Source organism: Marinobacter sp. M-5 (genome assembly GCF_032911545.1).
In the GTDB taxonomy this organism is placed as follows: domain Bacteria; phylum Pseudomonadota; class Gammaproteobacteria; order Pseudomonadales; family Oleiphilaceae; genus Marinobacter; species Marinobacter goseongensis.
This window is the reverse complement of record NZ_JAWJEK010000001.1, coordinates 1,343,217-1,357,772: the sequence shown is the minus strand read 5'-3', so window position 1 is coordinate 1,357,772 and position 14,556 is coordinate 1,343,217. Positions and strand designations below refer to the sequence as shown.

The 14,556-nt window shown below is 58.4% G+C and carries 13 protein-coding genes; 5 read left to right on the top strand and 8 right to left on the bottom strand.

Annotation, left to right across the window (positions count from 1 at the left end; translation table 11 throughout):
• The first annotated feature begins 103 nt into the window (after positions 1 to 103).
• Positions 104 to 733: an HTH-type transcriptional repressor FabR gene (gene fabR, locus R0125_RS06250; protein WP_317237531.1), complete on the top strand. Its 630-nt coding sequence runs from the start codon at positions 104 to 106 to the stop codon at positions 731 to 733.
• A gap of 144 nt (positions 734 to 877) precedes the next feature.
• On the opposite strand, the gene R0125_RS06245 is transcribed toward fabR, so the two are convergent.
• The 7 genes from R0125_RS06245 to guaB form a co-directional block, all read right to left on the bottom strand.
• Positions 878 to 1,384 (bottom strand): hypothetical protein, encoded by a 507-nt coding sequence (locus R0125_RS06245; RefSeq protein ID WP_248181014.1) that lies wholly within the window; start codon positions 1,382 to 1,384, stop codon positions 878 to 880.
• Between the two features lie 210 nt (positions 1,385 to 1,594).
• Positions 1,595 to 2,020, bottom strand: coding sequence for an HIT family protein (locus tag R0125_RS06240; RefSeq protein ID WP_317237529.1), 426 nt, complete (start codon positions 2,018 to 2,020; stop codon positions 1,595 to 1,597).
• Between the two features lies 1 nt (position 2,021).
• Entirely contained in the window at positions 2,022 to 3,365 is a 1,344-nt protein-coding gene (locus R0125_RS06235; protein WP_317237528.1) for a UDP-glucose/GDP-mannose dehydrogenase family protein, read from the bottom strand.
• Between the two features lie 41 nt (positions 3,366 to 3,406).
• Complete coding sequence (galE, locus tag R0125_RS06230) at positions 3,407 to 4,402, bottom strand: UDP-glucose 4-epimerase GalE (protein ID WP_317237527.1); 996 nt, start codon at positions 4,400 to 4,402, stop codon at positions 3,407 to 3,409.
• A complete protein-coding gene (tadA, locus tag R0125_RS06225) occupies positions 4,399 to 4,923 on the bottom strand; it encodes a tRNA adenosine(34) deaminase TadA (protein WP_317237526.1) in 525 nt (174 codons plus the stop codon). The genes galE and tadA overlap by 4 nt, the downstream gene beginning before the upstream one ends.
• An 18-nt stretch (positions 4,924 to 4,941) precedes the next feature.
• Positions 4,942 to 6,519 (bottom strand): glutamine-hydrolyzing GMP synthase, encoded by a 1,578-nt coding sequence (gene guaA, locus R0125_RS06220; protein WP_248181010.1) that lies wholly within the window; start codon positions 6,517 to 6,519, stop codon positions 4,942 to 4,944.
• A gap of 65 nt (positions 6,520 to 6,584) precedes the next feature.
• Entirely contained in the window at positions 6,585 to 8,048 is a 1,464-nt protein-coding gene (gene guaB / locus R0125_RS06215; RefSeq protein ID WP_248181009.1) for an IMP dehydrogenase, read from the bottom strand.
• Positions 8,049 to 8,262: 214 nt separating this feature from the next.
• Between guaB and xseA the strand changes: the two genes are divergently transcribed.
• From xseA to R0125_RS06200, 3 genes are all read left to right on the top strand, one after another.
• Entirely contained in the window at positions 8,263 to 9,621 is a 1,359-nt protein-coding gene (xseA, locus tag R0125_RS06210) for an exodeoxyribonuclease VII large subunit (protein WP_317237525.1), read from the top strand.
• 64 nt (positions 9,622 to 9,685) lie between these two features.
• Positions 9,686 to 11,605, top strand: a complete 1,920-nt coding sequence (locus tag R0125_RS06205; RefSeq protein WP_317237524.1) for an acetate--CoA ligase — start codon at positions 9,686 to 9,688, stop codon at positions 11,603 to 11,605.
• A 318-nt stretch (positions 11,606 to 11,923) separates the two neighbouring features.
• Positions 11,924 to 12,133 carry a cold-shock protein gene (locus R0125_RS06200; protein ID WP_248181007.1) on the top strand — a complete coding sequence of 70 codons (210 nt, stop codon included), beginning with the start codon at positions 11,924 to 11,926 and terminating at the stop codon, positions 12,131 to 12,133.
• Positions 12,134 to 12,220: 87 nt separating this feature from the next.
• On the opposite strand, the gene leuA is transcribed toward R0125_RS06200, so the two are convergent.
• Positions 12,221 to 13,909 (bottom strand): 2-isopropylmalate synthase, encoded by a 1,689-nt coding sequence (gene leuA / locus R0125_RS06195; protein WP_317237523.1) that lies wholly within the window; start codon positions 13,907 to 13,909, stop codon positions 12,221 to 12,223.
• Positions 13,910 to 14,056: 147 nt separating this feature from the next.
• On the opposite strand from leuA, the gene R0125_RS06190 reads away from it, so the two are divergent.
• Entirely contained in the window at positions 14,057 to 14,554 is a 498-nt protein-coding gene (locus tag R0125_RS06190; RefSeq protein ID WP_317237522.1) for an Lrp/AsnC family transcriptional regulator, read from the top strand.
• Positions 14,555 to 14,556: the final 2 nt, after the last annotated feature.

Below are 14,556 nucleotides of genomic sequence, written 5' to 3'. Positions count from 1 at the left end.
ATAAACACAATACGCGCGAAAATCAGGCTCCAATCACGGTGGGTGACGCCTTGAGGACGGACCGATAGAATGGTGCGTTATTACAGCAATCGGAGTCGTTGTTTTGTCGTCCCGTGCCGAGCAGAAACTGAAAACACGTCGCGCCCTCATGGACGCTGCCCTGGCCCAGCTCAGCGCTGACCGTGGGTTTGGCAGCCTGAGCCTGAGGGAAGTTGCGCGGGAGGCGGGCATCGCCCCAACTTCCTTTTACCGTCATTTCGCCGAGCTGGACGAGCTCGGACTGGCACTGGTGGACGAGGGGGGCGTCGCGCTACGTCAGTTAATGCGCCATGCCAGAAAGCGCATCGCAAGGGACGGCAGCGCCATCAGCACCTCCGTTGAAACCTTCATGGAGTACCTCAGCAATAATGCCAACCTCTTCCGCCTCATGTTGCGCGAGCGTACCGGGGTATCCAAGCCCTTTCGGACTGCCATCCGTGCTGAAATCGATCATTTCGTAACCGAGTTGGCAGACGATTTGCGTCGCTTCGCCGACGAGCAGAAACGACCACTGTCCGATGCCAGGGTGGTGGCAGAAGCCATGGTAACACTGGTTTTCAACCAGGGCGCCGAGGCGCTGGATGCCATTCCGAAAGAACGGGAAGAACTGAAAGTAAAAATCAAAACCGAATTGCGGATGATTCTGGTCGGCTCGCAAGCCCTCGCGGCTCATGGGAAAACACCAAAAATCTGAGCATGAGAGAAGGTTGCGAATTATTTGGAACCTTTGCGACTTAACAACCGTTTGATAGATGGGATAGAGACTATCCTATTGTTGAGTCATTGCCTCCAGACGGCAATTTACGCCCGCCATAAGGCGGGCTTTTTTGTGCGACAGTCAGATGGCAAATTTCGTTCTGCCGCCAAACTGGTAGTCCTTTGGCAACGACGCGGCCGTGGCGGCTGCGCGCTGCGCGTCAACCTGGTGTCGACGCAGATAGTTCTCGATCTTGATCACACGGGCGCGACAGGCCTCTTCGATGTCCGGGCAACCGGCGTATTCCAGCTTGACCCCTGCCCGCACACCGCTGTCCACTTCCTGCACATAGCGAATATTGCCCGGCACGAAGCTGATCGCGACGTCATCATTGAGGTCGCGGCCGTGGTGCTTGCGAGCCAGAGACACCCGAATGTTCTGCTCAGGCTCTAAGCAGTCTTCCGGAAGAATCAGCGCCACTCCGTCACGATCGAAGTCGAGCACCGCGCACTCGCTGATCAGCTCCGAGGTGGACTCCGAGTAAACCCTGGCCGAGAGCAAGCCAATGGCAAGGTGCCGGTAATTGATGATATCCGCCTCTTGTGGAGATTCCTGGGCAGGTGCGCTAACAAGGGAAAGATTCGCCATGGGTTCATTCTCTGTATTTATGTATTTTTTTGTGATCTGCGTCACAGTTTTTGTAAGTACACGAAGGTATACACCGCGGGTTCCGGAAAATACCTATATACAGAGTGCGAAGGGCGACTTTTGGCCCAGAGAGTCAGAATACCCATGCAGAACAGGCCACCAATACAAAAAACCTACGCTGCGTTCAAAGCGCGCGAGTGGCGTAACGGGTCAGATAAGAGAGGAAATGACCGGATCGAGCTTCGAGCGCACCAATACCAGCTCCACGTCACTGTAGGGAACGGGCGCCTGCTTGCCCCACACCGGTGCTGGCCAGGCCGGATCACCGTCAAAGCGGACAATATGGTGCAGGTGTAATTGCGGCACCATATTGCCGAGCGCCGCCACATTGATCTTGTCACCGGAAAACAGTGCCATCATCTGGCGGCTCAGCGCCGAAGACTCCAGCAATAACCGTTGCTGCGCCTCGACATCGAGCTCATAGATTTCGCGGATCGCCGGTACCGCCGGCACCAGGATTACCCAGGGCCAGGTGCGATCGTTCATCAGCCGCACCTCGCACAGGCGGGTGTAACCAAGGCCGATGGTGTCCGCCGCAAGACGTGGGTGCAGCTGAAAGTCCCGGTGCTCGGTCATTTCAGTCAAACTGGAACTGGTTGCGGCCACGGCCGATGGCGTAGTAAATCAGGCCATGGCGTGCCAGCATGTCCGGCTCATACAGGTTGCGGCCGTCGAACACCACCGACTCCCGGAGTGCACTGGCAATCCCTCCGAAGTCCGGCGAGCGGAACTCTTTCCATTCGGTGCAGATGGCAAGCACGTCCGCCCCTTTCAGCGCCTGCTCTTTGGTCCCGCACAAACTGAGGCCGGACTGCTCAGCGTACAGTCGCTGGGTCTCTTCCATCGCTTCCGGATCAAACGCCTGAACCGATGCCCCGGCTTTCCAGAGATCCTCCATCAACGTGCGGGAAGACGCCTCACGCATGTCGTCGGTGTTGGGTTTGAAAGCAAGCCCCCACAGCGCCACCACCTTGCCCTGCAGATTTCCATTGAAATAGTGACTGATCTTGTCGTAGAGCACGTGCTTCTGGGCGTAGTTGACCGCCTCTACGGCATTCAACAGGCGCGCGTCGTAATCGCAGTCCCGTGCAGTGCGTGCCAGAGCCTGGACGTCTTTCGGGAAACAGGAGCCGCCGTAGCCACAGCCGGGGTAAATAAAATGATAGCCAATTCGCGGGTCTGACCCTATACCACGGCGCACCGCTTCGATGTCGGCTCCGAGGCGTTCAGCCAGATTGGCGATTTCATTCATGAAGCTGATCTTGGTAGCGAGCATGGAGTTGGCTGCGTACTTGGTCAGCTCCGCAGAACGGATATCCATGAAAATCATGCGGTCGTGGCTGCGATTGAAAGGATAATAGACCTCACGCAACATGTCCGCAGCCTTGTCGCTGTCGGTACCCACCACAATGCGGTCCGGCTTCATGAAGTCGTTAATCGCCGCCCCTTCCTTGAGAAATTCGGGGTTGGAAACCACGTCGAACTCCAACTCCAGGCCGCGACGGTCCAGCTCGGCACGCACGGCAGCCTTGACCTTGTCTCCGGTTCCCACGGGCACCGTGGACTTGTCCACCACCACCTTATAGCCTTCCATGTGCTCACCAATGGAGCGCGCAACGGCGGTAACGTATTGCAGATCCGCGGAGCCGTCCTCATCCGGCGGGGTGCCTACCGCGATGAACTGAAGTACACCATGTTGAACCGCTTGCGCGGTGTCTGTAGTGAATGAAAGCCGGCCGGCTTCCACCGTGTGCTTGACGATGCTGTCGAGTCCCGGCTCATAAATGGGTATGTGGCCGTTCTTCAGTTTGGCGATCTTGGCCTGGTCAACGTCCATGCATAATACGTCATGGCCCACATCCGCCAGGCAGGCGCCGGTGACCAGCCCAACGTATCCGGTACCAAAAATCGTAATCTTCATCCGTTCAATCCCGCGTGTGTAACGTTAAAAAATTAAAAGGGTCAGGCGTTGTCGCTGGCCCGACGGTGTTGCCAGAGTTTTTCCCAGGCGAGCGCAGTATCCACGATGGTGTCGAGATCATCGTAATCCGGTTGCCAGCCGAGCACCTCTTTGATGCGCCCGTTGTCGGCCATCAGCGCCGCCGGATCCCCTGCCCGGCGCCCGACTTCCTCGACCGGGAAATCCACGCCGGAGAGGCGCTTGACCACGTCAATCACCTCGCGCACGGTAAACCCGCTGCCATAACCGCAATTAAGCACCTTCGATTCACCACCGCCGGCCATGTGATTCAGCGCCATCACATGTGCCTTGGCCAGATCCTCGACATGAATGTAGTCGCGGACACAGGTACCATCACGGGTGTCGTAATCGGTTCCGAACACGCTCATACCGTCCCGTTGCCCGGTCGCGCATTCGCAAGCCACCTTGATCAGATGAGTGGCTTCCGGGGTCGCCTGGCCCAAGAGCCCATCCGGATTGGCCCCAGCCACATTAAAGTAACGCAAAATGACGTAATTCAGCGATGTGGCGGCCGCCAGATCCATGATCATGCGTTCACTCATCATCTTCGAGGCGCCATAGGGGTTGATCGGCACCAATGGCATATCCTCGGTCAGCACGGCTTCATCCGGCATACCATAGACCGCAGCGGTCGACGAAAACACCATGTAAGGAACCTGGTGCTCCGCGATGGCCTTTAGCAAATTCAGGGTGTTACGAGTATTATTGCGATAGTACTTGAGCGGATTGGCCACCGACTCGGGAACTACAATGTTGGCGGCGAAGTGCAGAACCGCGTCGAAGCGGTAACGGGCGAACACGTCGGCAATGGCCGCTTCATCGGCCAGGTCGCCAACCACCAGCTCGCCGCAGGTCACGGCCCAGCGATAACCCGTCGACAGATTATCAAAAACCACAATGGAGTGCCCGGCAGCACCAAGCTGACGAACAACGTGACTGCCAATATAACCGGCGCCGCCGGTGACCAATACGTTCATGACTCGCTGCTACCCTTGACTGAATTTTGTTGCTGTAATTGCCTCTGGCGCCGGATTTCGGCACGCCGGCTGCTGAAAAATTCACTGAGGATGGCACTGCACCGTTGCTCAAGAACACCACCTTTACGCTCAACCTGCCAGTTAAAATGCGGCTCGTCCAGTGTTCGCCGGGCCGATTCCACGGCTCCGGCCTTGGGTTCCGCGGCACCGTAAACCAACCGGCTGATGCGGCTGTGCACAATCGCGCCAACACACATAGTGCAGGGCTCCAGAGTAACGTACAGGGTAGCGCCGGATAAGCGATAGTTCCCGACACGCCGGGCGGCATCCCGCAACGCACGGATTTCAGCATGAGCCGTTGGATCGCAGCCACTGATCGGAGCATTGAAGCCCGCCCCTGTTTCAACGCCATCCAGCACAACCACCGCACCGACCGGCACCTCGCCCCGAGCGGCCGCTTCAGCGGCGAGCGTCAGGGCGCGGGTCATCCAATGTTCGTCTTCATTGGAACGATCGGTCATGGGTGATTCAGCCGGCGCTTATTCCCACTCAATGGTGGCGGGAGGCTTGGAGGACACGTCGTAGGTAACCCGCGATACACCAGTAATTTCGTTGATGATCCGGTTTGAAACCGTTTCCAGCAGATCGTAAGGCAGGTGGGCCCAACGGGCGGTCATGAAATCGATGGTCTCAACCGCGCGCAATGCAATCACATACTCGTAACGGCGGGCATCCCCCACCACACCGACGGATTTGACCGGAAGAAACACGGCGAAGGCCTGACTGGTCTTGTGGTAGAAATCCGCACGGTGCAGCTCCTCGAGGAAGATGGCGTCGGCACTGCGGAGGATTTCCGCATACTCTTTCTTGACCTCACCGAGAATGCGCACACCCAGGCCCGGCCCCGGGAACGGATGGCGATACACCATATCGTAAGGCAGGCCCAGTTCGAGGCCGATACGGCGGACTTCATCCTTGAACAATTCCCGCAATGGCTCGACCAGCTTCATCTTCATGGTCTCAGGAAGGCCACCCACGTTATGGTGAGACTTGATCACATGGGCCTTGCCGGTTTTGGAGGCCGCTGATTCAATCACGTCCGGGTAGATGGTGCCCTGCGCCAGCCAGTTGACGTCGCGGATACTGGCAGCCTCTTCATCGAACACGTCAATAAAGGTGTTGCCGATGATCTTGCGCTTCTTTTCCGGATCCGCCTCACCCTTCAGCTTGGACAGAAACAGATCTTCCGCGTCGACACGGATGACCTTTACGCCCATGTTGCTGGCGAACATGTCCATCACCTGATCACCCTCGTGCAGGCGCAGCAGGCCATTGTCCACGAACACACAGGTCAGCTGATCGCCAATCGCCTTGTGCAGCAATGCCGCGGTCACCGACGAGTCCACGCCGCCAGACAACCCCAGCAGAACCTTGTCGCTACCCACCTGCTCACGAATCTGCTGAACGGCATCATCCACGATCTTGGCTGGAGTCCACAGTGCCTCACAGCCACTGATGTCCAGCACGAAATGCTCCAGAATGCGCTTGCCCTGCAGGGTGTGGGTCACCTCCGGATGGAACTGAACCCCATACAGGTGCCGCTGACGATCCTGCATGGCAGCGATGGGCGCGCTCTCGGTGGACGCCAGGAGCTCGAACCCTTCGGGCAGCACCACAACCTTGTCGCCATGGCTCATCCACACATCGAGCAACGAATCGCCTGTTGCCGTCAGGTGGTCAGTGATGCCCTGCAGCAGCGGGCCGGCCGCGCGAATCTTGACCTGGGCATAGCCGAACTCCCGCTTCTCCGAGCTGGCAACCCGACCGCCAAGTTGCTCTGCCATGGTTTGCATGCCATAGCAGATGCCAAGCACCGGGATACCCCGATCAAACAGCCCCTCTGGCGCCCGGGGACCACCGAGCTGGGTTACGGATTCCGGACCGCCAGCAAGGATAATGCCTTTGGGATTGAACGCTTCGAGCTCTTCATCGGTGATGTCAAAGGCCCTGATCTCACAATAGACCCCGATTTCACGAACGCGGCGCGCGATCAACTGGGTGTACTGGGAGCCAAAATCGAGAATCAGAATGCGGTGGTCGTGAATGTTCTGGGCCATGGAGTCCTCGGATCAGAAATAATAAGCGCGGCTCAGACCCTGAGCCGCGCCCGGAACGGCAGTACTTAACCGATACGGTAGTTGGGTGCTTCCTTGGTGATGGTCACGTCGTGCACGTGACTCTCACGCATACCCGCGTTGGTAATGCGGGCAAATTGCGGTTTGGTGCGCATCTCTTCCATAGTGGCACTGCCGGTGTAGCCCATGGAGGCTCTCAGTCCACCCATCAGCTGATGCACGATATTGCGCATCGGGCCCTTGCAGGCGACACGGCCTTCGATACCTTCGGGAACCAACTTTTCAATGCCCTTACTGGCATCCTGGAAATAGCGGTCACTGGAGCCTTGCCCCATGGCACCAATAGATCCCATACCACGGTACGCCTTGTAACTGCGCCCCTGGAACAGCTCGACCTCACCCGGTGCCTCATCGGTACCCGCCAGCAGGCTGCCAATCATCACGCTGTGAGCGCCAGCGGCGATGGCTTTGGCAATGTCCCCGGAGAAACGCACACCGCCATCCGCAATCACCGGCACGCCACGATCTTTAAGGGCCGCCGCGACATTAGACACGGCGGAAATCTGTGGTACACCAATACCGGCCACGATACGGGTGGTGCAAATGGAGCCCGGACCAATACCCACTTTGACCGCATCAGCTCCGGCCTCGGCCAGCGCAATCGCCGCGTCGGCCGTGGCGATGTTACCACCGATCACCTGAACCTCCGGGAAGCTTTCCTTCACCCAGCGCACGCGATCAATAACACCTCTGGAGTGGCCATGGGCGGTGTCCACAACGATCACATCAACACCCGCTTCCGCCAGCGCCGCAATACGAGCTTCAGTATCGCCACCCGTGCTGACCGCTGCGCCGACGCGGAGGCGGCCCTGCTCATCCTTACAAGCCAGTGGGTAATCCTTGGCTTTCTGGATATCTTTAACGGTAATCAGCCCCTTTAGCTCGAACTCTTCATTCACCACCAGCACCTTCTCGATGCGGTGGCGATGCAGCAATTCTTTGACGTCATCCAGGCTAGCGCCTTCCCGAACCGTCACCAGCTTGTCCTTCGGGGTCATGATGTCAGAGACCGGCGTGTCCATGCGGCTCTCGAACCGAATGTCACGGCCGGTCACAATACCGACCAGATCGCGCCCGTCTACCACCGGCAGGCCGGAGATGTTGTTGGCCATGGTGATATCCACCAGCTCTCGCACCGTGGTGCCAGGGGTGACAGTGATGGGATCTTTCACCACACCACTCTCGAATTTCTTGACCTTGCGAACCGCCGCCGCCTGTTGCTCGACGCTCATGTTTTTATGCATGATTCCGATGCCGCCTTCCTGTGCCATGGCGATAGCCAGCTCCGCCTCTGTCACGGTGTCCATGGCTGATGAAAGCAGCGGAACGTTGAGGGTAATGCCCTTGGTCAGTTGGGTTTGCAGACTGACCTGGTGAGGAAGAACTTCCGAGTATCCTGGGATCAGCAGAACATCGTCGAATGTGAGGGCTTCTTCGGCAATTCGCAGCATTGGGATCCGCCTTTTGATCGTGCTAAGTTGGGAATTCACATGCCGTACCCGGCGTGGCCTGGCAGTGCGAGAACCTTAATCGATCTATTATAAATGGGCGTGGGTTTACAGTAAACCGCAGCGGTTTTAAGGTTCAATTGCATCTTTTTGAAATTCCGCTATTTTTGCTCTTCACTTTTCGGCTATTGCGTATGTTTAACCCGGGAGTCAGACGTTGAACACCCCTTTTCAGGATTCACGCCCACGGGCACTGAGCGTCAGTGAACTGAACCATCAGGCAAAACACCTGCTGGAAACCAGCTTTATGCAAGTGTGGGTCGAGGGGGAGATGTCCGGTTTTTCCCGCCCGTCATCCGGGCACTGGTATTTTTCCCTGAAGGACCGCAAGTGCCAGGTACGCTGCGCCATGTTCAAAGGGTTCAACCAACGCATCCGCGAACTGCCCAGGGAGGGTGACCAGATTCGCATCCGTGGCAAGGTCACCCTGTACGAGAATCGCGGCGATTTCCAGATTATTGTCGAGCATCTCGAGCCGGCAGGCCTGGGCGCCCTGCAACAGGCTTTCGAGGAACTCAAACGCAAGCTTGCCGAGGAGGGCCTGTTTGAGGTTGGCCGCAAGAAACCGCTGCCAACCGCACCGCGGCACATTGGCGTAGTCACCTCCCCCACCGGGGCTGCCATTCACGATATTCTGACCGTACTGGCAAGACGATGCCCCGCCATACCGGTAACGCTCTACCCCACCGCCGTCCAGGGCAAGCCCGCCACGGCGGACATCGTTCGCGCCATTGAACAGGCCCAGGCTCACGGCGTCGCTGACGTGCTGATTATTGGTCGCGGAGGCGGATCGCTGGAGGACCTGTGGTGCTTCAACGAGGAGGCCGTTGCCCGCGCCATCGCCGATTGCCGCATCCCGACCGTCAGTGCCGTTGGTCACGAGGTGGATGTGACGATTGCGGATTTCGTTGCCGACCTGCGCGCACCCACGCCCTCGGCCGCTGCCGAGAAAGTGTCGCCGGACCAGCGGGAATGGGTCAGGCAGGTGGACGAAAAGTACAGCCGCCTCACCCATGGCGTCCGCCGGGCGCTGCAACGAATGCAAACCCAGACCGGCCATCTGGCGGCGCGGCTGCGTGATCCAAGACGACAACTGATGGACAGGGCCCAGCGCCTGGATGAGCTGGATGTCCGGCTTGGCCAGGCCCTCCAGCAGGCGCTGCAGCAACGCACGGTGCGTGCCGGACACCTGGTCCAACGCCTCCGCACCCAATCCCCGCGCCGCCAACTGGACCACCATCACGACCTGCTCGCCCGCTTGCAGGACAAACTACAGACCGGGATTCGTCGGCGCCTTGACCGGCACCATGACCGGCTCAGCCACACCGGCCAGACCCTGCAGTTGGTCAGCCCGCTGGCGACCCTGGGACGTGGATACGCCATAGCCCGCCGCCAAAGCGATGGCCTGATACTCCGTGATGCAGCCGACGTCAGCCCGGGAGACGCCATCAACACCCGTCTCGGCAGAGGTGATATCACCGCCACCGTGATCTCGGTCAATTCAGCGGATGAATAATCCGCCTGCAGGCGCTGACTAAGCCTATGGTCTAGTAGTCCTTCCCCTCAAAGTGCCTACAGTTATGGGCAGCACTGGAAAACAACAACAGGAACACGAGGTGGATGGCATGGATTACAACTCCGAGTTCAGGCGATCGATCGACAGACCGGACGAGTTCTGGCGAGAGCAAGCTGCGAACATTGACTGGATCAAGTCACCGGAAACCATCTGGCAGGCCACAGATAATGGCCACGGTGTCTGGTTTCCGGACGGGGAACTCAACACCAGCGACGTCGCGCTGGATGCCAATATTCGTGCCGGCCGCGGCGATCAGGCGGCATTGATCTACGACTCACCGGTCACCAACACCACCCGCACCTACACCTACACCGAACTCACCCGGCAAGTCGCCCTTTTTGCCGGGGTCCTCAAGGATCGCGGTATCTCAAAGGGCGACCGGGTGATCATCTACATGCCCATGGTGCCGGAAGCGGTGATCGCCATGCTGGGTTGCGCCCGAATAGGCGCTATTCACTCGGTAGTGTTCGGCGGATTTGCCGCCCACGAGCTGGCGGTGCGTATTGACGACGCGAAGCCCAAGGCAGTCATTACCGCCTCCTGCGGAATTGAAGTCGCCCGAGTTATCGAATACAAGCCGTTGGTCGACAAAGCCATCGAACAGGCCAGCCATAAACCCGAGTTCTGTATTCTCTACCAGCGCCCGCAAGTGAAAGCATCGATGCAGAACGGACGCGATTTCGACTGGCAGGATCTGATGGCCAGCGCCAGCCCCACCGACCCGGTGCCGGTCAGGTCCACCGATCCGCTGTACGTTCTGTATACCTCCGGCACCACCGGAAAACCCAAGGGCGTGGTGCGGGACAACGGCGGTCATGCCGTCGCGCTTCGCTACAGCATGCAACTGGTCTATGACGCCAAACCCGGCGATGTGTATTGGGCCGCCTCCGATGTCGGCTGGGTCGTCGGCCACAGCTACATTGTGTACGCGCCGCTGTTTGCCGGCTGCACCACTATTCTCTACGAGGGCAAGCCGGTCAAAACCCCGGATGCGGGCGCGTTCTGGCGGGTGGTTCAGGACCACGGGGTCAACATGCTGTTTACCGCACCGACAGCCTTCCGCGCCGTGCGCAAAGAAGATCCCGAGGCGGATCAGCTCACACGTTACGACATCAGCTCGCTGAAACGACTGTTCCTGGCCGGCGAACGGCTTGATCCCGCCACCTATGAGTGGCTCAAGGAGCAGACCGGCCTGCCCGTGCTCGACCACTGGTGGCAAACCGAGACCGGCTGGGCTATTTGCTGCAACCCGGTTGGCATCGAGATGATGGCCACCCGACCCGGCTCCGCCACAGTGCCCTCTCCCGGCTTCAACGTTCAGGTTGTGGACCTGGAGGGCAGCCAGGTCCCGGCCGGGGAGCAGGGCCAGATTGCCGTCAAACTGCCCTTACCACCCGGCTGCATGACAACCGTCTGGGGCGACGACGAGCGCTTCCGCAAAACCTACCTCGACCCGATCAAGGGGTTTTACACCTCCGGCGACGGCGGGTTCATTGACGACGATGGCTATGTGTTTGTTATGGGGCGCACTGACGACGTCATTAACGTCGCCGGACATCGCCTGTCTACCGGAGAGATGGAGGAAGTCGTGGCCTCTCACCCGGCAGTGGCAGAGTGCTGTGTGGTGGGTGCCCGGGATGAAATGAAAGGGCAGATTCCGGTCGGCCTGGTGCTGATCAAGGACAGCGCCACCATCGATCACGATGAGCTCGAGGAAGAGCTGGTCGAGATGGTGCGTGAAAAAATCGGCGCTATCGCGTGTTTCCGGCGTGCCATGGTGGTTGAGCGCTTGCCTAAAACACGCTCCGGCAAGATCCTGCGCCGCATCATCCGCCAGATTGCCGATGGCGAGGACTACAAGGTGCCCAGCACCATCGATGACCCGGCCATTCTGGAGGATATCAGCAAACAGTTCGGACGCTAACGGAGCCAACCACAAAACCGGTTAGCCTTGCGGTTAAAATGCCAGGCTACCCGGTGACATTTTTATGACAAGCCGTTGTTTTTGAAGCTTAAAAAACCAACAACAAAGTCATTAAAAAAGCGTTGACGCCCCCAAAACTCGGTCTATACTGAAATTGCTGTGAAAATACAGCGTTATTTGGTGAAAGTGCTCCAACGTCCTGCCGCAGTGCTCTTCGTTGCTCCTTCCTCAGTACGCTTGGATTTCTCAGCACCGGTTAATCCCAGGGAAAACCGAAGGTCCCGTGAGGGCAAAATCTCAGGAATACAGGAAAGATCAATGTCTGATACTAAAACCGGCTCCGTCAAGTGGTTCAACGAATCCAAAGGCTTTGGCTTCATCGCTCAGGATGGTGGCAGTGACGTATTCGTCCACTACAGTGCAATCAACTCCAGCGGTTTCCGTACACTGACCGAAGGTCAGCAGGTACAGTTTACCGTTACGCAGGGTCCGAAAGGTCCCCAGGCGGAAAACGTTACCCCGGTCTGAGGTAACGCTCCCGCTTTTGCCCCTCACGGGCAACAGCTCACAAAAAAGCCGGCTTGCGCCGGCTTTTTTGTGCCTGGCTGATCTGAATCAGGCTTCGCCGGCTTCCACCGCCGGCTGCGCAACCGGCGCTGTTGCGACCTGGGCAACCGCCGAGAAAAGCGCCTGCAAGGTTGCCGACGTGGTGTCCTCAGCCAGAGCAGCCGCGCTGCAATGGAATCCATCAACGGTCAGGCGGATACAGGCCAACGCATTGGCTTTAGTGCCCTCACCCAGGGCAAATTCATCGTAGGCCTCGACAGCAATCCGCACGCCACAGGAGGCCTCCAGCGCGGCCGATACCGCCTCAACCGCGCCAAGCCCCAGGCCTTCAAGGCGCACCGGATGCTCATCGCTACCCAGACTGACAGAGGCCTTCACGCCATTGTCGTCGCGATGCAAATCATAGGACTTCAGCGCCCAGGGGGCGTGCACCTTCAGATAGCGATCCTCGAACAGGCGGTGAATAGTCAGGGAGTCGATTTCCCCGCCGTTGATCTCGGCCTCACCCTGAACCACCTTGCTGAATTCGATCTGCAGCCAGCGCGGCAGGCTGATGTTGTAGTCGCGCTCCAGCACATAGGCGACACCGCCTTTCCCGGACTGGCTGTTGATACGCACCACTTCCTCATAACGGCGCCCCAGATCCCGCGGGTCAATCGGCAAATAGGCCACGTTCCACAGGTCACCGTCCTGGCGCCGGGCCAGACATTTACGGATGGCGTCCTGGTGACTGCCTGAAAAGGCCGTGAAGACCAGCTCACCGGCGTAGGGATGGCGGGGATGAGTCGAGATTTCGGTACAGGCTTCCACAACCTCGGTAACCTCCGCCATGCCGGAAAGGTCCAGAGTCGGATCGACACCCTGGGAATACAAGTTCATGGCCATGGTGACCAGGTCCATGTTTCCGGTGCGTTCGCCGTTACCCATCAGGGTGCCCTCCACCCGGTCGGCGCCCGCCATGACCGCAAGCTCGGCAGCGGCCACCGCGCACCCACGATCGTTATGGGTGTGCACACTGATACGGAAATGCTCGCGGTAGCGGACCCGATCACAAATCCATTCGATCTGATCGGCGAATACGTTCGGCGTCGCCATTTCCACCGTTGCCGGCAGGTTTATCACCACCGGCTGCCCCTGGTCCGGGCGCCAGACGTCATTGACCGCGTCAATCACTTCAGCGGCAAAATCCAGTTCCGTGCCGGTGAAGCTCTCCGGTGAATACTGAAACGTCCATCGGGTTTCCGGATGCCTGGCGGCAATATCACGCACCAGTTCAGCGCCTTTCACGGCAATGTCACGGATACCGGCGCGATCAAGCCCGAACACCTGCTCGCGCTGGACGGTGGACGTCGAGTTGTATACATGAACAATGGCTTGCCGCGCACCCTGCAACGCCTCGTAGGTGCGCTCGATGAGCTCCGCTCGCGCCTGGGTCAGCACCTGAATGGTGACGTCCTCGGGAATCCGGTTTTCCTCGATCAGCTTGCGACAGAAATCGAAATCCGGCTGGCTGGCAGCGGGAAATCCAATCTCGATTTCCTTGAAGCCGAGCTTCACCAGCAAATCGAACAGACGTTGCTTCTGGGCAACGGACATGGGTTTCACCAACGCCTGATTGCCATCCCTGAGGTCAACAGCGCACCAGTCGGGCGCTTTGTCGATGATCTGATCAGGCCAGCGGCGATTCTTCTTGGCGACGGGTTTGAATGCAACGTATTTGCGGTGATCGAATGCCATGTCAGTCCGGTCCTTGCGAATTGCGGAAGTCTGTCAACGTATGAACCACAGGATAACGCTGACTCCGGGACAAATGATTGCTATTTTTCTGTTTTGCCCTACCATTTAGGCAGTTTTTACCCCATACAACAACGGTAAAGCAATTTTATGCTAAATAATAACGCAGCACTTGTGAGAATCGACAAAACCGATCGGAGAATCCTCGAGGAATTGCAGACCGACGGCGCCCTCACCAATCAGGAACTGGCAGACAAGGTCGGCCTGTCGCCCTCCCCCTGCCTGCGTCGGGTTCGCGCTCTGGAGGAGGCCGGCGTCATTATCCGCAAAGTCACCATCCTCGATCACAAGAAGCTGGGACTATCCCTGACCGCCATCATTCTGATCGGGATGGACCGGCACACACCCGAGCGATTTTCCGCGTTCGAGGAGCAGGTGGCGGAATACCCGGAGGTGCAGGAGTGCTATTTGATCACGGGGCAGGATGCAGACTACATGCTGAAGGTCGTGGTGCCGGATATGGACCACTACCATCACTTTCTGCTCAATCGCATCACCCGGATCCAGGGCGTGAGTGGTGTCCACTCCAGTTTTGTGCTGCGTCGAGTGATTGATAATACCGCGTTGCCGCTTGGGTACCTGTCATGACG